This window comes from Oceanobacillus sp. FSL W8-0428 (assembly GCF_038004405.1).
GTDB classification, from domain to species: domain Bacteria; phylum Bacillota; class Bacilli; order Bacillales; family Amphibacillaceae; genus Oceanobacillus; species Oceanobacillus sojae.
In genome coordinates this window covers 871832-890923 of sequence record NZ_JBBORB010000001.1, presented here as the reverse complement: position 1 = coordinate 890923, position 19092 = coordinate 871832, and the positions used below count along the sequence as shown (strand labels likewise).

Below are 19092 nucleotides of genomic sequence, written 5' to 3'. Positions count from 1 at the left end.
GAAGAAAAAATATAAAACGTTTGATATTAAAAAAGAAAGAGAAACAAATCACTTTTATTTGCATTGTGATCTGTTTCTCTTTCTTCGTTCCCAGTTTCATGCTAACACTATGCCCAGCCTAAGAAGGCGATGATGCAAAGAACAGCAAAAGCTACAATTCCCCCCAAACCATTAATAGTTGTAAAGTATTTCAAACCTTGCCTTGTATTAAAGTTAAAGAGAGATGTCATCATCCAGAAACCGCTGTTATTTACATGCCAGAATACCATTGACCCTGCACCTACAGCTAATGTTGCAACAACTGGAGATAGACCAAGTGCACCGAGCATTGGATAAACTAATGCAGCTGCTGTCATCGCAGCAATTGTCATCGATCCTGTTACGGCCATTAAAATAGCAGCAAGAGCAAATGGAATAAGTAGTGTCGGGAAGTTCATTGAAATAATAGAATCTCCAATTTCATCAATCACGGGACTTTCTCGCAGAATTCCTCCCATTGCTCCCCCCATACCTGTAATAATTAAAGGAATAATCGCAATTTTCAATGCGCGCACTACCCAATTATTCATTGAAATCTCTAATGCAGAGGCATTATTTGGCACTTCAAATTCATGCTTCTGAGCGTTGTTCAAGACTTTTTGTTTCCTCTTCATTACTAATAAGGCAACGAGAATAACTCCGACAAATAATGCGAATGTTTTATCCCCAATGGAAGCTAATACAGTATATGCGGTAGAACCTTCTTCAAAAATCATATTTGCAAATGATCCAATTGAAATTAAGATTAAAGGAATAATCAATGGCATAAATGATAAGAAAGTAGAAGGGATATTATCCTCTTTAATATATAATTCATTTAAACTGGCCCCTTTTGGAGCTGGTTTATAGCCTTCTGTAAATTCTGGATTTGGAGGAATAAACTCTCCTTTTGCCAGAATTGGTCTTGTTAAAATATAAGTAAGTACAAAAGAAACTAAACTAATAACAAATCCCCAAATAATTACTTGACCGATATCTGCTCCTAAGAGAATAGCAACCGCTAAAATACCTGGTGTCGGTGGAATTAGACCATGTGTTAATGTCAGCCCCAAGTTAACATATGGTGCCATGATAACCATATTGATTTTCTTTCGTAATGCTAATATGGCAGCAATTGGAGATGTTAATACCATTGTAATATCTCCAAAAACGGATAAACTCATCACAAATGCTGATAAAGATGGCGCAAGCTCTAGCCTTTTTCCTTTAAAAAGTTTAATAAAAAAGTTTGTAATACGAGTTGCTGCACCAGTATCCTGAATACCCATAGCTATAATTGCTCCAAAGATAATGGTAATCCCGATACCTGATAATGTGGATCCGAAGTATTCATTAATTTTCTGCATGGTTTCTAATAAAGAGTCCCCGAGTGCAATTCCTAAGAAGGCGGATATAATAAATAAAGTCATAACTGGATGCATCTTCAATTTCAAAGTCATAAAAGTAAGTAAAGCAACAGCAACAATCATCAGACAAATAAATACTGTTGGCGTCATGTTTTCATCTCCTATTTTATCTACATTTTAATATATTCTACTAACATAAATATTTAATGGGTTCTTCCTCTGTTATAAATAAGAACTAGATAATTGCTTTAAATTGTTTCAATGTTTTTAGAGTAGTCTCATAGGCATGTTGAATTACCCAATCAGACGCTTTGTTCCAATACTCAGGACGAAAGGTTTCTATAGAAACCATGCCATCATAATTCATGCGCTGCAGTACGTGGAAAAAGTTCTCTAGATTAATCTCTCCTGTATCACAAAATCTTCTATTAGCTTGTGTTAATTCTTCCATAGCTGCATCATCAGCATTATTAATGTGAATAGCATAGATTTTTTCCGGATCAACCATTTCCATCACAGAAAAATCCTCCAGCTTGTTAAATAAATATAAATTAAATACGTCAAACACTAAACCAACATTGTTTTTATTTACTGTTTTTACAATCTCCCAAGCCTGATCTACTGTTCGTACAGAGCAATACTTGCTGCCGACGAGTTCAAAACACAGCTTTACGCCATATCCTTCTGCTATATCTGCAAGTTCTTTTAAAATACGCACACAATTGTTAAAAATAGACGGCCATTCTCCAATGTATGGACCTTCAGCCGGATTACGGTTCAAAGGAGCTACAACTACAAAATATTCTGATCCAATTTCCTGTGCTGTCTCGCAGCCCAATAAAAAATCATCCATTACTTCTTTATGCTTGATGGAATCATCCTTCTCTGAGAATAAATCCTCGTAAATGTATAAGGCATTCATGGCATGAGGCTTGATATGACTTGTTTCAAAGAATTTTTTCAGATCATCTGATGTGTGCGTTTTCAAATAATCCTTTAACATATCTAAGCGTATTTCAATATAATCAAATCCGTATTTCTCACAAAGCTCCAAATCTTTTTCCAAAGTAGAGCAGTCCTTTGCCGTTGCTTCGTTATATCCTATTTTCATTTTTAATCACCCTTTTATAATGGGAATTTAATAACTTTATTTTCTTTTGTGCTCTCATAAATAGCTGTAAACAACTCTACTGTTTTTCTTCCTTCGTACCCGTCTACAAGAGGGGAGGTATTATTAAAAATAGCGTCTATAAAGTCTTTAATCTGCAATTCGTGATAATAATACATAGAGTCCACGTTATTAAAAAATGCGCTGTCTTCTTGTTTCCATGTATCTAACATTTGGGATTCCCCTGGAACTGTCCACATATCATTATAAGGAGGCTCTGTAATAGAAGACATGCCGGCAATAAACATAGCTCCTCCATCTGTTTGTACACCAATTGATGCACCATTTTCTCCGTGTATATGAACTTTTCCATATAATGCAGGGTTTTGAGAATTACTGACAACTACATTCCCAAGAGCGCCGTTTTTAAATTTAATAACTGCTACTGCTGTATCCTCTACTTCAATGTACGGATGATTCAGGTTACTCCAAACACCATAAACTTCTTCAACCTCGCCCATATACCATAATAAAAGGTCTAATTGATGTGGTGCTTGATTTACCAAAACTCCACCGCCTTCTCCGTCCCATGTTCCGCGCCATGCATCACTTTGATAGTAAGTTTCATCACGCCAGCCAAGCATATGAACTGTTCCAAGTACTGGTTTGCCGATTTTTCCTTGATCAATTGTTTCCTTTATACGCATGCAAGACTGATAAAAGCGGCGTTGAGATACAGTCCCTACTATTTTTCCTGCTTTTTCGGCAGCTGATAAAATTGCATCACAATCTTTCAGGGAAGATGCCAGAGGTTTTTCAATTAATACATGGGCTCCGCTTTCAATTGCCTCAACTGCTGCTTGAGCGTGCAGCGGATGGGGGGTGCAGATACTGACAATATCGATTTTTTCCTGTTCAACCATGTCATGTACATTATCGTAAGCATTTACATTATATTTTGAAGCAAAGTCCTCTGCACCTTTTAATCGATGATTGCAAACGGCTACAAAATCGGAATTAGGTAGATTAACAAATGCTTTTGCATGAAAATCTGCTACTTTTCCACAGCCAATAATAGCTGTTCTTAATTTTGTCATATTCCATTCTCCTTCCATAAACAGTGGTAGATTAACTGTTAAATATCTTTGTTTTTAAGCGCTTACATAAAATGTTAAAAATATCTTTGGCAGATTATGTAGATAAGTTAAGATAAAAGATTTCTTTTTCATTTTATTCGGAACACTTGTATACAGGTATTCTATAAGAAACTTTTCATTTTGACAAGTGTTTATTTTTAGAATGCTATAAAATTATAAAAACATAATTCACTGAAATCCGTCTCAGTCCTCATATAAAAGGCGCCAATCTACAGAGTAGACAGCTTCTGATTAAAACAAGAAATGAATCTCATCAGGAAAATTTATTTTTGTTATGATAGGTAGTAAAATAGATAAATATGTAATATTATGGAAATTATATACATTTTTCTCTTTGTAATGAAATAGAAAAAGCATCTGACAAAAAGGTCAGATGCTGCATTAATACATATTATTATCCTCTTAAAGGCAATTTCACAATAAAAGTAGTTCCAGCCATATTATCGGACTGAACACTAATTGTTCCGCCATGCAATTCTACAATCGTTGCAACAATAGATAATCCTAATCCAGTTCCTTTTACACTTCTGGTACGAGAAGCATCTGCGCGGTAAAAACGATCAAATATACGTTCCGTTTCTTCTTTGGATATACCGATCCCTGTGTCTGTAAAAGAAATGGAGCAGTGGCCCTCTGTGTAAGTGAGCTGGATATCGATGCTGCCGGCTGGATGATTATATTTTAAGGCATTGGACAGCAGGTTATCCCAAACTGTATTTAACAGAGAGGGGTCAGCGTCAATCTCCAAGTCAGGAAGTGTATAGCTCAGCATGATTTCTTTTTCCTGAATCAACCAATGATAGCTCGTTAGTAAATCCTTTAACTGACTGCTGATATTAAACCGCTTCTTTTTCACAATATGCTGATCCTGATCAAGAGAAGAGAGAAGCAGAAGCTGATCTGTCATAATAGACAGCCGGCTGATCTCTTCGTTAATAATTGAGGTATACTGTTTCTTTTCTTCTTCTGAAGTCTCCTTGTCGTTGAGTAAATTCGTATACCCTTTAATGTTTGATAATGGGGATTGAATATCATGTGAAATATTTGAAACAAATTCCTTACGCAGCCGGTCATTTTTCTCAATTTGCTTTGCCATTTGTGAAAAGCTTGTGGATAACTCTCCTAATTCATCTTTTCGCTTCGTTGGTAAGGTATTTACTTGGAGTTTTCCTTTAGCAAGCTGTTTTGTTGCAGTGCTAAGCCGGGAAATGGGCTTGACCAGATAATTTGTGCTGAAGAGAACAAATAAAATACTAAGAATAATTGTTAAAGCAAAGAGTACACCAAATAATAAATGCATCTCATTAAATAACAGCTTGATATCAGGCCGGATAAATAATGCATAGTCCGAATTTTGGTAGGTTACAGGAACGCCGATAGAATTTTTTAATTCATTCGCAAAGAAGCCTGTGACAAAGGTCTGCCTGGGAAAATGGACCATCCCATGAAAGATTTCTCCATCCAGTACCTTCTGTATATCACTGTCTGTTAAGTTATTTTCCCGGAATTCTGCTCCAAATAATTGTTCACGTCCATCGTTATCCACAAGGTATAGTTGATAACCTATATCTGCCATATTGGATAAGTAGTCGCTCATGGTGATTTCCGGGTTATTTTCAATAAAAGCGGCCATCTCTAAAGCGATTTTGGTGTTCTTTTCATCATTTTGAGGCTTTAGGGAATGTTGATAATAGGTGTTCGAGATGAGAAAGGCAACTACACCGCTAAGAAACATAATGCCAATGGTGACTGCAGCGAATTTAACATAGAGTGACCGCATCATTTTGCCGGCTCCAAACAGTATCCGATGCCGCGGACAGTTTTAATGGAGAATGAAGAAGTCAGGGAAGAGAAACGCTGCCTAAGACGTTTAATATGTACATCTACAGTTCTCTCATCTCCTTCGTAATCCAATCCCCATATTTTTTCAATCAGCTGTGCACGAGGAAATACATGCTGTGGATAACTTGCCAATAGTGCTAATAATTCGAACTCCTTCAAGGGAAGTAAAAGTGTTTTATCCCCAATCTTTACCTCATAGTTGTTTAAATTAATTTCTGTATCTCCAAATTGTATAGTATGTGTATCTTTTTTCTTCTGATAACGGCGCAATAATGCATTAATACGAAAACTGAGCTCACGGGGTTCAAATGGCTTTACTAAATAGTCATCTGTTCCCGCAAGAAATCCTTCTTCTTTATCCTCAATTTGCCCTTTGGCTGTGAGTAATATAATTGGAATATCGTATTTTTCGCGAATTTCCTTTGTCAGTTGAAATCCATTCATAAACGGCATCATCACATCAACAACAGCTAAATCACAAGGTGTCTTTTTTAATATAGCTAAAGCCTCTGCACCATCCTTTGCTTCAGAAACGTGAAAGCCTTCCTTTTCCAGTTGAATATGGACAAGCTGCAGGATATGGGTATCATCATCAACAATTAATATACTTTTCATGTGGGTAATCTCCATTCACATTAAATATTACTTGATCTAAGCTTACTGCAAATCAGAGGAAGCTGCCAAATTATTCGGCTGGCGTTAACTTATTAACAGGAACATAGCGGATATGCCAATATATCATACATAATCCCAGTAATACACTGATAATAGAAAAAATCAGCATTCCTAAGATACCAAATTTCAAATATCCAAACAGGAGCCCGATAACTAGAAGAATAGGCGAGCTCAAACGTAGTACACTTGTTTCCAGAGAACTCCGCAGTAAAGCTTCTTTCCAAGGGAAGAGTTCAATAAAGGAATTGAATCTGAAACCTAGCCAGCCGGTTTTAGTGATATCCACAATGATATAAATGGAAGCAAGCCAAAATAAGTAGCCGGTCCAGTATGGTGCTGATAATATCAGCACAGCAATTAAAAGACCTGTTAGCTGAACAAGCGGCATCAAAACTGGTAAATTACGAAAGAAGGATTTAAAATAGGCATCTGTAAAAATCATTTCACTATTTTGCCTTTGAAACATAACCTGTGATTTTTTCCAAAGCCATATTGGTTTTGTGGAAGGCAGCTTATAACCTTGCTGTTTGATATTTGTAAGCAATAGGTTAGCCCATTTGACTCTAGTCTGTTCATCCATTTCAGCAATTTTTAAAAAATGCATTCCATTATAAGAGAGTGTGTGAGCCAGGGTTATGATAACTATGAAACTAATGATTATCCACAATATCCACAGGAAAGGAGTAGTTATAATAATCTGAGATAAACTTATCCACAACACGAGGGCTGTAAGATAAGATAGCATGCGTAGAATGAATGATGGAATATGTATTTGTGCATATTTTTTCCACAACGTAACAACAATTACTCCCGAGAGATAGTAAATCCAGAGATATCCCGAAGAAAGAAGAGATAAAGAAAATATTTTAAATAGAAAAGGTAAAGCTGGTAGAAACAGCAATGTTGCGATAATTAACAAAGTACTGATGGAGTAGATGATTCCGTATTGGGAAATGCACCGCAGTAAGGGAATATTTCTGCTTAGAAAAAGCTGATCTGCCAGGTATGTGAATAACTTTATATTATGCAGGAAAAAACTTATCGCGAATATAATCATCCAGCCGTACCAGCCAATCAGATTTAAGGTAAATGGTATATCACCGAGCCACTCCATATAGAAAAATGCAGCAGTAGCGGCTCCGGGTATCAATAAATAAACAAATAATGTCCAATCCATTACGAGCTTATTCGCTTTCCATAAATTTTGAAAATCAGACCGGAGCCGTTTGAAGAATATGATGCGTGCGGTCTCCTTCATGATACACCCTCCTCCAGTAATTCATAAAAGCAGTCTAATAGAGATGTGCCGGCGGGTTGATTTGTTGCTGTCTGCAGTTCCTGCAGCTTCCCTTGAAAAATAGTGTGTCCCTCGTTTAAAAGAATAAACCGGTCGCATAGTTTTTCTGCGGAATCAAGTACATGCGTAGACATTAACAGAGCCGCTCCACGTTCTTTTTCTTGTTGCAGCAGGGTGATCAGATGTTTTGTTGCTATTGGATCTAAGCCGATAAATGGTTCATCAATAATGTAAATATCCGCTTCTGTCATAAAGCTGAGACAAATCAATGTTTTTTGCCGCATTCCTTTAGAAAAATGAATAGGCAGCTCATGCTCCTTGCCGGTAAGGGAGAATTTTTTTAAAAGATCCTTTGCCCGTGACTCCCAAATATCCTTTGCCATTTCATAAGAGGTTGCTGCAAGACGTAGATGCTCCCAGAGTGTAAGCCGATCATAAAGAATGGGTTCTTCGGGGATATATGCCAGCTTTTTTTCTTTTTCTAATTCAATGCTTCCGTGAAAATACTCAATGGTACCGATAATAGATTTGATAGTGGTACTTTTTCCTGCACCGTTTGCCCCGATAAGACCGACAATTTCACCGGGATTGATGGTGAAATTAATATCTTCCAAGTAAAGCTTTTTTTGCTGATAGCCTGCAGAATCTATATGTACTTGCAGCATAGAATCCCTCCATGAGTTATAGGATATATTTGCATTTATGTATATTAGATATACGATAATCAGGCGGAAAAGTTTCGTTATAATAAGATACAAAGACCTTAAAAGCTACTTTCATTTACCGCAGCAATTGTATTAACTTGACTTTATTTGATTGCTTTCAGGTATGCTTCCCCATTAAGATAGATATAATATAAACAATTTGAAAATTGCTGCATAAGGAGGTTTATGAAATGGCAACGTTTGAGGATTTTTTAAAGATTGATTTACGTGTAGGTACTGTATTACACGCAGAACCGCTCGAAAAGGCACGTGTCCCTGCGATTAAATTACGGATTGATTTTGGAGAAGAGATTGGTGAAAAACAATCCTCGGCACAAATTACCAAACGCTATACACCTGAGGGTTTGATAGGGCGCCAGATTGTTGCAGTCGTTAATTTTCCGCCGCGCAGAATTGCCGGATTTAAATCAGAGGTACTTGTCGTTGGTGGAGTAGAGGGAGAGGGGGATGTAGTTTTACTTGGTCCAGATGAACAAGTGGCGAATGGCACGAAAATTTCGTGAATAAAAAATGTCCATTCACATGAATTAAAAATTATTCAGCGAATGGACATTTTTCTATTCACTTTCATTCACAGGCTGCTCCATACTTCCCATAAATAAAATAATATTCTCTTCTGTATTAGTAATTGTGAATAGAAACGGACGATTGATATCCATCTGGAAGGTATCCTGTATAATCGCAGCAGTTTCTTCTATAGAAACAGAGGTAGCTCCTGCTGCTTCCGTACCTTCTTCGTTAACGTCTATAAATGTTTTATGATAAATTTCGTCGATATAAGCCCCTTTATCTTCTATTGACGTAAACATATTAGAAAAATTAGCGTAATTTGGGTCGAAGGCCTGCTCCATACCGAGATCAATAAAAAGATCATTTAATATGGATTCATATTCCAGTGTGAAGGAGGGAAGAAATACGGTTCCTGTTTGTTTCTCCATATCATCTGTCCATTCCTGCCATTTTTCTAAAGAAAAGTCTTCCTGGAAATCTGTAAAGCTGCTATCCTCATTAGGCAGGAAAATTTGCATTTGTATTGTTTCTTCCTCCTCATAAGGCAGAGAAACAACCTGAACATCATCGTTTTCTGAGTAATTTAATTCTTCCTCATACAATACCATCGTAGGTGTTTCAATAGAAGAGCCATCTGCTAAATGAAATTCCTGTTCCTCTGTTAAGCTTTCATCAAAAGGATATGTCCAATCACCTTGAAAGTAAACAGCATTGAGCAAGAATAAAATTAAATTAGGTGAAATCTCATCTATCATATTATCTATCCGGTCATTTGTCTGTTCAGCAACCCAATCATTAATGGCATCTTCTGTTGTCAGGGGCTCTACTTGTGCAAGATAAGATGTTTCCAGCATTTCCTGGTAAGCAGATTCAATCTCCATATCTTCCCTGAACCAGACGGCATTTGCGAGATACAGCTCCAGTTCCTGATTATCCCCTGCCTGATTCATTAACAAATCGTGGTTTGCAGAAAGTAAGGCATCAGAATCAATATTCTCTATCCCAAGTACTTCAGCCATTTCTTCTTTTGTCTCTCCTCCGGCACCGTGATATGTCATATTTAATGCAGTCCAAATACTTATAGGAGAAATAAATAAATTGCCATCCTCATTTTTGTCTAATCCGGAGAGTGTTTCAAAACCAAGCTGGTTCAATCCTGACTGGACAGTTTCTTTGGATGCATTGTCCGGCTGTTCTATATCGTCAGCTGGGTTTTCTTGCTCCGAATTAGAGGTATTGCAAGCGCTTAAAAAAATGACTGTAAAAAAACAAAGAAATTTTTTCATCATTTTAACAGCATCTCCTCATTTAATTTTGTTAAACATATCATACATGAAGGAGAGGAACAAGCTAATATGGAAGGAAACTAAATTGAATAAAAGAAAACCATATTAAGCCCCAGGCTTAATATGGTTGCTATTGCCGTTATGAAGAAAGCTTTTGTTCGAAAATCTCTAATAGTTCCGAAACCAATTCATAAGAGTAAGAAGCTTGAGAATAATGGTCTTCCGCATGAATAACCAGAAAGGGCAAATTTTCCTCCGAATTTTCCGACAGCCTGGAAAGAAGTTTCAGATGTACGCTTGATGCTTGTACGATTAGATCATTTGCTTCTTTTAACAGCTTGCGTGCTTCTTCATACTCGTCCACTTTTACCTTTTTTAAAGCGACTAGTGTATCACTTTTAGCCTGCCCGGCAAGTGCAATAATCTCAAAAGCACTTGCTTCTAGAGAAGGGGTTTCGTTTTGTTGATTCTCTTCCATGGACTGTGTCCTCCAATCATTATTTAAGAGTGTGAAGCAATTTAGAAATCAAATGCATCATCTTCCTCTATTTCTTTCTCATTTTGTTCTTTTATCAATTGAGCTTTTTCCATTGCCTTGAAGAAAGGATAATAGATAAGTCCCATCACAATAATATTTACAAATGGCAGGATGACAGCTTTCCAATCAAGCGTCATAATAAATGCCCCGACACCAGGCGGTAAGAATCCAGGCGGCTCTACAATTGGATAACCAATCAAACCAGAGCTGAAGAGAAGGTAGGAAATTCCGCCAATAATTGGTGGAGCAAAGATAAATGGGACAAATAAAAATGGATTCAGTACAATCGGTGTTCCGAAAATTACTGGCTCATTAATACCGAATAAAGATGGAATAAAAGCAACCTTTCCAATTGGACGCAATGTATCTGATTTACTTCGCATCATTAAGAATACAAGCCCCAGGGTAATTCCCGATCCTGTTACCGATAATATACTGTAGTAAAAGCCCATTGTAAAGATATGCGCAGCCTCACCGCCGGCAGCAATGTTGTTTGCATTCGTTGCCATATAGGTAGTAGCGATTGGCAGCCAGACACTGGAAGTGATGGCAGCACCATGTAAACCAAAGAACCAGAGCAGCTGCGTTAAGAAAAGAATCAGCATTACAGCAAAAATATTGTCAATACTCTGAATTGCGGGAGCGAGAACGCCCATAATAACCTGCGAAAATGCCTTGCCGGCAAATTCGAAGGAAAGAATAGAGATTACTGTAAATACGACAATGTTAATAACCATGGGAATTAAATTGTTAAAGCTCTTAGCAACAATGCTTGGAACATCTTTTGGCAGACGAATAACAAGTGATTTGCTATTTAGAAAGCGTGTGATTTCTACAATTCCTAAACTGACAATAATACTGACAAACAGTCCTTGTGCATCAAGGTTTGCTGTTCCAAAACCTCCATCTATTACTTCTGCACCGACAATAAATTGACAGATAACAGCTGTTATTCCAATCTCAATGGAGTTCATCTTATATTTTCTTGCCAGCGATTCCGCGATAAAGAATGCAGAGTATAGCGAAATGATTCCCATTGTGAAATTAAATGGCAGCATAAATTTATCGAGATGATTACCGATAAAAGCTGCGATACTGTTTCCTTCCGGGAGAATATTCATTAAAGCAATCGATAATAAACAAAAAGAGCCGATAATAATGATTGGTACGATACTCATCATGCCTTCTTTAACTGCTTGAATATGCACCTGGTTTTCTATTTTTTTGGCAACAGGTAATAAGTATTTCTGTAATGATTGTTGAAATCTTGATTCTGTCTCGGCCAACGCCATTCAACTCCTCTATGAAGCGTTTTATTTTGAAATAAGATACTGCAAGAGAGGTGCCTCTTTTGCAGTATCTGCTATTAAGATTATCTAGCTTTTGTACAGCTTAATTGCTAATTTAATAATTGCCGGAGCATCTATACGCCCGTAATCGACTAAATCAATCGTGCTCACCTTTACTTGATGATGCTCACACACTTCATGAATGGAGTCTTCTCTGGAACGAATTTGCGGAGCGATAAGCACCACATCGATATCTTTGGCTTCAAGGGTAGGTCCCAATTGGTTTACAGAGGTTGCTTCCACGTTCATTTCTTTATGCTTTAGCTTTTCATGCTCCGCGATAAACGCCTGCATTTTTTGAACTAAATAGCCAGTGGATGCACCTGCTTCACAAATTAAAAGAATATTCATTAATAATCTCTCCTTTAGTCAGAATCACAGCATGCTTTATCTAGCTTTATTATGCTTTAGTACTGCCAAGAGTTGTTTTTAAATGTGGACTCTACAGCCTCTTCCGGGTTATATTTCTTGAGAATTGCTTCATAACGTTCTTTGTAATCATTATCTACTTCTTTTTGAGGGATAACTTTGCTTGCTTCATTTAAGAAGTGGAAAGAATCACGTCCCATTTCTTTTCCTCTTGTTGTATGTTTATCAAGAGCGATATCTGGAATTTCTGGAAGATATCCCATTGCAAAGCTTTTAGCAACAATATTTTTTAATAAGTCGCTGGAGCGGTCTTTTTCACACGCACATAAATAACGAATGGCATGGAAGAAGAATAATGGACGATCGCCATCTGCGTAAACAAATTTTCGACTCATATCATGTAAGTTATTAACTAAGACAGCTGCTTGGGGGTTTCCCATGCCAATGTCTTCTACAGAGATTGCAATTAATCGTCTCCATAGCTTGTCCTCCGCCTGTGGAGAAGTGATATAGAGCTCATACGCAAATGCACATGCATCTTCTTCTTTTCCTCTGCGGATACTTTTTTGTAAACTCGATATTATTTCCTCGGAAATAAACCCGTTTCTAGTATAGGTTCTTGCCCATGGATCTTCTGTGAAATTCTGCATTTTATTTCCTCCTCTTAAAGTTCTGCTTTCAGGGTACTTGTCTCATAAATATGTTCCTTATTAAAGCTGTGCCTATTGCAGCACAATAAATCTAAATGCTTGTAAGAAGCAGCATTGTAAGCCTGGAATTGTTAATGTACAATAAAAATTGTAATCGGCTTAAATAGGAGACTTAACAATGAATATAGAGCATCTTTACGACAAGCATCAATTAGATCATTTAGAAAAGAAATTATTAACTTATCTGGTCAATTATCCAGAGCCATTAAGTAAGCTTGGTATTCGCAAAGCAGCGCAAGATAATAATACCTCCATATCGACCATTATTCGTTTAGCTAAAAAGCTGCATTTTGAAGGATATACAGATATGGTGTACCATATAATATTTTCGAAAAATCAAAAAACAGAAACAATGAAAGGTGACTTGTTTACAATATCGACGGAAATGGTCCAGCAATACAGCAGAGCTTTCCGGAAATTGTTTCAAAAATATCAATCCAAAAAAGTAGTTGTTTTCGGCCTGGGTTACGCACAGCTTATCGCCAATTATATGAATGAGAAATTATTGATAAATGGCTGGAACAGTATTTCAAATACACATCTCCAGCTTTTCTCAGAAGCATATCAAGGAGAAGTACTGCTGATATTTATATCTCAATCAGGCGAAACACCGAGAGCGCTGGATATAATAAAGAATGCCAGTCAAAATGGGATAGACATCATTTCATTTATTGGAAATGCAAACTCGTCTGCAGTACCGTGTTCCACACTTCCAATTATAATTAATGAGTACAACCAGTTGAGAGATCTTCAATATATGCCGAATACCTTCTTTGGAGAGACAATTTTGATATTTGAATATCTGTTTAGTGATTTTTTAGAAAACTCGAAACAGCGCAACGAATAATACGGTTTTATCGTAGCATAGGTGAAAGGGATTGAGTATAAGCAGAAGGAAACTTAAAACATGTTCTAAGTTTGAAAAAAGTTTTAGAGATTTATTTGCCAGGATAGTCTTGAAATTCCGTTAAAATCTAAAATGTATCAGTTTTAAGGGGAGTATTGGTAAAAATTAAAAAGCTAGAAAAAAGTCAACTGCTTCGAGATGCTGTTGACTTTTTTCTAGCTGCAGAGGAAATTATAGAATTATTGTCTTGTGGATAACTATTTATAAAAAAACAGCCGCGTCCAGCTTCGAGCGCCAAACTTTAGAGATTTCACGTCACGCCCTACGATAAAGAAGACTTAGTGATTGTCAAGCCGTCAGGCGTAGACAGAGGTAAAGTTGGGACTGGGACTGCGATTACTCGCCCCATCGAAGTGCTTTTGCGATTACTCGTCCCATCAAAACCGCCGCACTTATGCCCGCGGGTGAAAGTCAACATCGGTTTAAAGTAAAGGAAGTCCGACCAAGGTCGAACCACCCCCAAAGACCGGGGGCGCAATCTCTACGTTTTTAAGCAGGCGCTCTGCGTTTTTGTTCCTTTTAAGCTTTAACGCCTCTCCAAAATACTTTCCACATAAATTCGCCATGGCGTTCAATAATATCTATATTGTAATAACTGGTTTCATAGGACAGCCCATCTAATAAGCCGTAAAAAGCATGTGCAGCTTCTTCCGGAGAAATTTCATCAGTAATGTCTCCAGCCTCTTGCGCCTTTTCTATTTTTTCTTTAAATACAGCTCTTGCCTGCTCCTCACTATTACGCAGCAACCCTAAAATGCTGTTCTCAAATCCTTTTGGAGGATAAGAAGAGAAACGATTATAAAATTCAATGCTGCTGTCATGATTTGCCAGATCCTTTACATGTGCTTGAAAGGAGAGATGGAATTTTTCTTCTGTTGTTTGCCCATCATTTTCAAAGGTTGACTTTACAAAGTGTACATAGTCGGCAGCAATCTTTGTCGTCACATCCATAAATAATTCTTCTTTACTGCTGTAGTGTGCATAGAGCGAGGATTTCTGCAGTCCGACCCGGTCAGCAATCTTTGTCATGGAAGTACCGTTATAACCGAGCGTTGCAAACAGCTCCATTCCTTCCATTAGAATTTTTTCTTTTGTGTGCATGGTGTGATTCTCCTTTGACAAAATAGTTATACTAGGGTAGAATTTTCTTAGAAACGAACGGTCGGTAGGTTCCGTTGATTCATATTATAGAGTATGCTTAGCGGCATGTCATCTAAAAAGATAAATATAAAGCTTTCGGTTACCAGTATAGCTTTATTTCGCCAGTAAAAAAGTCGGAGGAAAGATAATATGGAAGGACAAGCGTTATTTAAAAATCGTACATTTGTGCTGTTGTTCGTTGCTGGCATCTTTGGCGTAGTCAGCTTCAGTATGTTCTTGACGACAACAACATGGTTTGTTATCAGCGAGAGCGGATCTGCAAGTTCTTTAGGGCTTGTATTAATTGCTGCGACGGTTCCGAGAATTGCGATGATGATTTTCGGCGGAGTGGTGGCAGACCGTTATAAGAAGACCACGATTATGTTTTTAGCAAATTTTGTGCAAGCAGTTCTTCTGCTTATTTTATATATCCTCATTAAAAATGATGGATTATCTCTTAGCCTGCTTCTAGTGATTGCAGCCGGTTTTGGGATGCTGGATGCTTTCTTCGGTCCAGCAAGTTCCTCGATGATTCCTAAAATTGTTGAGAAAAGCCAGCTTCAGCGTGCCAATGCCTTATTCCAGGGAGTGGACCAGGTTTCCTTTGTAGCAGGTCCAATTATTGCAGGAATACTGATGGAATCTGTTGGAGTCAGCGGAAGTTATTTTGTGGCAATGATTTTAGCGCTGCTTTCTGCGGTAATTATTTATCCGCGTTTTATTAATGAAGGCCCTGTTGCACTGCAGGAAAAACAAAAACCGATAAAGGAAATCAAAGAAGGTCTGGCATATATTCGTAATTCACGCTTTTTGCTGACAGGCTTAGCGGTTTTAATTACACTGAACTTCTTTGTATTCGGAACCCTGCATATTGCGATTCCCTTCTTAGTGGAGAGCTATGGAGGAACACCGCTTAATCTAAGCTACATGGAAGCCAGTCTGGGTATAGGTCTGGTTGCCGGGACAGGGGTACTCAGTACCGTGCTGATAAAAAGGAAAGGCAGAATTTCCCTGTTCGGCTTATTGGGGGCGTTAATATCGTACGTTATTTTTGCACTTGTCCCTAATTTAACAATGCTTACGGTTGTTGTATTCTTTATTGGATTTTCTATGTCGTTTGTATTTATTCCGTTCTTTACAGCTGCTCAGGAGCAGACAGAAGACTATATTATGGGAAGAGTCATGAGTATTATTTTTCTGGCTATGAATGGATTCGATCCAATTTCATATGCTCTTGTTTCTGGATTGTCAGCTGCTGATATTTCTATTCAAGTTATCCTGCTAAGCTTTGCGGCGATAGGCTTGATTATTACAACAGTACTATTTAAAAAAGCAAAAACCTATCAAAGTTTGTAAAACTGCAGCTAAAAAAACCTCTTATGCGATGTTTTGTCACATAAGAGGTTTTTTTATACGGTCATTTCTAATTGATTTCTGCGCCACTTACCAATAAATAGAATGGAAATAGTAAGGATATTGAGGAAGATAAGCTGTCCATATTTCATTGAAGCGAAAAGCTGCTGTACAAATGCCTCTTCTAACAGCATCTTTCCAGCTGTCCAAGCAAGTAAGCCTGCACCGATATAAATAATAATTGGGAAGCGCTGGATTAATTTTAGAATGAGTTCACTGGCTGTTAAAATAATCGGGATACTTAAAATGATTCCGGCAATTACCAGCAGCAAATCGCTGTCTGCAATGGCAGCGATGGCCAGTACATTATCCAGACTCATGATGACATCTGCAAAAATAATAATTGTTATCGCCTCACGCAAAGAATTCCCGCTCTTCATCTGACTTTGATCCTGCTTATCAACCAGTAATTTATATGCTACATACAATAGGAGAAATCCGCCAATTAGTTGAATAAAAGGCAGCTGTAGCAAGTAAATCATGATAAAAACAAAGAGGATACGAAGCGCAATTGCTCCAAAAGTTCCCCAGCGGATGGCGCGTGTTTGAAGATGTTCCGGAAGATTTCGGCTCGCCATCGCAATGACAATAGCATTATCCCCGCTTAATAAAATATTGATAAGGAGAATTTGTCCGACTGTCTGTATAAACTCCAACATATCTCTCCTTTCCTGTCTGCTCGATATTTTAGTATATGAGCTTGTACGAGGAATCAGAACAGGAGAGAAAAAAATAAAGAACGGCAAATGAAAACCCTTTTATTTTTTTATCCAAAGGAAATAAAAGGGTTGTTAACTGTTTTATATGTACGTACATGCCAGGAGGCCTTCCTGCTCTTTTTTGTCAAAAGAAAACTTGTTAAGAAAAAATTAAAATAAATGCTATATTCAATTGAATAGAGGCTGTTGGCCTTGAATCATTTGAAAATATGTAAATAAGCTTAAAAAATATTATCAAGTTTTTATGAGAAACTAGCTATCACTGCGAAGGCGCGCGTAAATGCCGTTTCGTCTGTTTAAATCCAGCTTTAAGCCTGCATATGGATCAGCATGAAGATTCTCTTTGATCCATTTTCTTAATGCAGTAATAATTTGCTTGGTCATCCATTCCTGTTTTCCGGACGGCGTTATGATTTCTGCTGAAAAACCAGTGTAATCATCATAAAACAACTCTACCTGGACGTCATCTGCATTCATATTCTGTTCTTCAGCAATGTACATACATATAGCAAGCACAATATCCTCTTCAGGAATAATAAGTTTTTGCATACCTCAAATTCCTCCTGCATATGGTTGGACGGCTTATTTAATATCCGCCTTTAGCGATGGTGCCCATTCTATTCTATCTTACTACAAATTCCCTATTTGCATGAAGCAGGAAGTAGTTATAGGGGCATAATCTTTCTCTTGACTCTTCTAATCAGGATAATTTTATTGTTAACCTTTATGGGAAAAAGAGCAATGGAGAGAGCGCGAAGCCTCAGAAGAGCTTAGTCATTACTTCGTTTAACTAACATTTCTAAACAGGAAGTATATCAATAGTATATCACTGTCTTATTTGATTTAATAATGAGAGAGGCGTAAATCTATTCTAACTAAAGAAAAGCAGCTGTCCTTAATCCGTAACAGCTGCTTCTATAATCGAAAAGGATGCTTGATGGCAATCAACTTGTGCTAATCTTCCATATGGGATAGGTGTTTTTGGTTCAGTATGTCCAAAAGAAACACCATAAAGAACAGGAAGATCAACCAGCCCGCTTTCTGCTAGAACAGATAAGATAATTTCCTTATATGCTTCATAATGTACCTCCCCATAAGGTTTTGCAAAAATCATTCCATTTGCCTGGTGGAGTATTCCTTGAGCTGCATAGTTTCTAAGCCATCTTTTTATTAACTCGGGCTCTGTCTGCTCCTCGGATGTTTCAAAGAAGAGAATGCTATTCTTCCATGCTCCCTGCTGTGGCCAGATTTCTGTTCCTTTGGCAAATTCAAGTACTTCGATACAGCCTCCGATAAGGTTTCCTTTTGCGATACCGCTTCCCTGCAGGAGTTCATAACCCCGATCAGGATATCTTGTTCTTGCAATGAATTTATTGGAAATATCCCATTCCAGGAATTCACTTGTCCATTTCTCCGGTGCAGAGATATTGCCGACTGCTTCCACTTTAAAAAGCATGTTTTGAATGGCATTCACTGTGTAATCATCCATTGCAACATTTTCTGCAAAGTCTGTCATAATTGCCGGACCGTAGAAGGAAGATAATCCTGCATGGAAGCAGAATAAATGGGCAATCGTCGTGTCAGAGAAACCCATAAAAATCTTTGGGTTTTTACGGATAATATCAAAATCAATATAGGGAAGCAGGCGGATACTATCATCTCCGCCAATATTAGAAATAATCCCTTTGATTTCAGGATCCTGAAAAGCGGTCATTAAATCCTCAGCCCGTGCCTTGGGGTGTTCAGCTATGTAAGCTTGTCCTTTTAAGCTGTTGGGCATTGGTACAACTTCAAGTCCAAAGACGGATTCTAAGCGTTCCACGCCCTGTTCATAGCGCCAACGCAGTGATGGTTCACCAGCTCCTCCCCAGGAAAGGCTGACAGTTGCTACTTTATCACCAGGCGATAATTTTTTTGGCTGAATAAGCATAAATGAGGCTCCTTTCTGTGAATGGTATATAC

The 19092-nt window shown here is 37.7% G+C and carries 19 protein-coding genes; 3 read left to right on the top strand and 16 right to left on the bottom strand.

Annotation, left to right across the window (positions count from 1 at the left end; all coding sequences use genetic code 11):
• Window positions 1-107: 107 nt before the first annotated feature.
• The 7 genes from MKY30_RS03915 to MKY30_RS03885 all read right to left on the bottom strand — a co-directional run bounded on the left by MKY30_RS03915 (window position 108) and on the right by MKY30_RS03885 (window position 8129).
• Window positions 108-1535 (bottom strand): GntP family permease, encoded by a 1428-nt coding sequence (locus tag MKY30_RS03915; protein ID WP_341082866.1) that lies wholly within the window; start codon window positions 1533-1535, stop codon window positions 108-110.
• An 85-nt stretch (window positions 1536-1620) separates the two neighbouring features.
• A complete protein-coding gene (locus MKY30_RS03910; RefSeq protein ID WP_339283476.1) occupies window positions 1621-2496 on the bottom strand; it encodes a sugar phosphate isomerase/epimerase family protein in 876 nt (291 codons plus the stop codon).
• Window positions 2497-2510: 14 nt separating this feature from the next.
• Entirely contained in the window at window positions 2511-3590 is a 1080-nt protein-coding gene (locus MKY30_RS03905) for a Gfo/Idh/MocA family protein (protein WP_339283474.1), read from the bottom strand.
• 454 nt (window positions 3591-4044) lie between these two features.
• Window positions 4045-5433, bottom strand: coding sequence for a HAMP domain-containing sensor histidine kinase (locus MKY30_RS03900; protein WP_341082864.1), 1389 nt, complete (start codon window positions 5431-5433; stop codon window positions 4045-4047).
• Entirely contained in the window at window positions 5430-6107 is a 678-nt protein-coding gene (locus MKY30_RS03895; protein ID WP_341082862.1) for a response regulator transcription factor, read from the bottom strand. Before MKY30_RS03895 ends, MKY30_RS03900 begins: the two co-directional genes overlap by 4 nt.
• Window positions 6108-6177: 70 nt before the next feature.
• Window positions 6178-7425, bottom strand: a complete 1248-nt coding sequence (locus MKY30_RS03890) for an ABC transporter permease (RefSeq protein ID WP_341082861.1) — start codon at window positions 7423-7425, stop codon at window positions 6178-6180.
• On the bottom strand, window positions 7422-8129 hold the full coding sequence (locus MKY30_RS03885; protein ID WP_341082860.1) for an ABC transporter ATP-binding protein: 708 nt from the start codon (window positions 8127-8129) through the stop codon (window positions 7422-7424). The genes MKY30_RS03890 and MKY30_RS03885 overlap by 4 nt, the downstream gene beginning before the upstream one ends.
• A 230-nt stretch (window positions 8130-8359) precedes the next feature.
• Here MKY30_RS03885 and csaA point away from each other — a divergent pair, with 230 nt between their 5' ends.
• Window positions 8360-8692 (top strand): chaperone CsaA, encoded by a 333-nt coding sequence (csaA, locus tag MKY30_RS03880; RefSeq protein ID WP_147211734.1) that lies wholly within the window; start codon window positions 8360-8362, stop codon window positions 8690-8692.
• Window positions 8693-8746: 54 nt separating this feature from the next.
• Here the strand turns inward: csaA and MKY30_RS03875 are convergent, their stop codons facing one another.
• The 5 genes from MKY30_RS03875 to MKY30_RS03855 form a co-directional block, all read right to left on the bottom strand.
• Window positions 8747-9988 (bottom strand): serpin family protein, encoded by a 1242-nt coding sequence (locus MKY30_RS03875; RefSeq protein ID WP_341082859.1) that lies wholly within the window; start codon window positions 9986-9988, stop codon window positions 8747-8749.
• Between the two features lie 136 nt (window positions 9989-10124).
• Window positions 10125-10463: a PTS lactose/cellobiose transporter subunit IIA gene (locus tag MKY30_RS03870; protein WP_147211736.1), complete on the bottom strand. Its 339-nt coding sequence runs from the start codon at window positions 10461-10463 to the stop codon at window positions 10125-10127.
• A gap of 41 nt (window positions 10464-10504) precedes the next feature.
• Complete coding sequence (locus MKY30_RS03865) at window positions 10505-11809, bottom strand: PTS sugar transporter subunit IIC (protein ID WP_222595745.1); 1305 nt, start codon at window positions 11807-11809, stop codon at window positions 10505-10507.
• A 90-nt stretch (window positions 11810-11899) separates the two neighbouring features.
• Window positions 11900-12223: a PTS sugar transporter subunit IIB gene (locus MKY30_RS03860; RefSeq protein WP_147211738.1), complete on the bottom strand. Its 324-nt coding sequence runs from the start codon at window positions 12221-12223 to the stop codon at window positions 11900-11902.
• A 56-nt stretch (window positions 12224-12279) separates the two neighbouring features.
• Complete coding sequence (locus MKY30_RS03855) at window positions 12280-12891, bottom strand: AAA family ATPase (protein WP_147211739.1); 612 nt, start codon at window positions 12889-12891, stop codon at window positions 12280-12282.
• Window positions 12892-13069: 178 nt separating this feature from the next.
• Between MKY30_RS03855 and MKY30_RS03850 the strand changes: the two genes are divergently transcribed.
• On the top strand, window positions 13070-13798 hold the full coding sequence (locus MKY30_RS03850) for a MurR/RpiR family transcriptional regulator (protein ID WP_147211740.1): 729 nt from the start codon (window positions 13070-13072) through the stop codon (window positions 13796-13798).
• Between the two features lie 579 nt (window positions 13799-14377).
• On the opposite strand, the gene MKY30_RS03845 is transcribed toward MKY30_RS03850, so the two are convergent.
• Window positions 14378-14959: a TetR/AcrR family transcriptional regulator gene (locus MKY30_RS03845; RefSeq protein WP_341082858.1), complete on the bottom strand. Its 582-nt coding sequence runs from the start codon at window positions 14957-14959 to the stop codon at window positions 14378-14380.
• Window positions 14960-15148: 189 nt separating this feature from the next.
• Here MKY30_RS03845 and MKY30_RS03840 point away from each other — a divergent pair, with 189 nt between their 5' ends.
• Entirely contained in the window at window positions 15149-16354 is a 1206-nt protein-coding gene (locus MKY30_RS03840) for an MFS transporter (RefSeq protein WP_341082857.1), read from the top strand.
• A gap of 53 nt (window positions 16355-16407) precedes the next feature.
• On the opposite strand, the gene MKY30_RS03835 is transcribed toward MKY30_RS03840, so the two are convergent.
• From MKY30_RS03835 to MKY30_RS03825, 3 genes are all read right to left on the bottom strand, one after another.
• Window positions 16408-17070, bottom strand: a complete 663-nt coding sequence (locus MKY30_RS03835) for a TerC family protein (protein WP_246145202.1) — start codon at window positions 17068-17070, stop codon at window positions 16408-16410.
• Between the two features lie 312 nt (window positions 17071-17382).
• On the bottom strand, window positions 17383-17679 hold the full coding sequence (locus MKY30_RS03830) for a DUF2653 family protein (RefSeq protein WP_147211743.1): 297 nt from the start codon (window positions 17677-17679) through the stop codon (window positions 17383-17385).
• Window positions 17680-18025: 346 nt separating this feature from the next.
• Window positions 18026-19060, bottom strand: a complete 1035-nt coding sequence (locus tag MKY30_RS03825; protein ID WP_341082856.1) for a S66 family peptidase — start codon at window positions 19058-19060, stop codon at window positions 18026-18028.
• Between the last annotated feature and the right edge of the window lie 32 nt (window positions 19061-19092).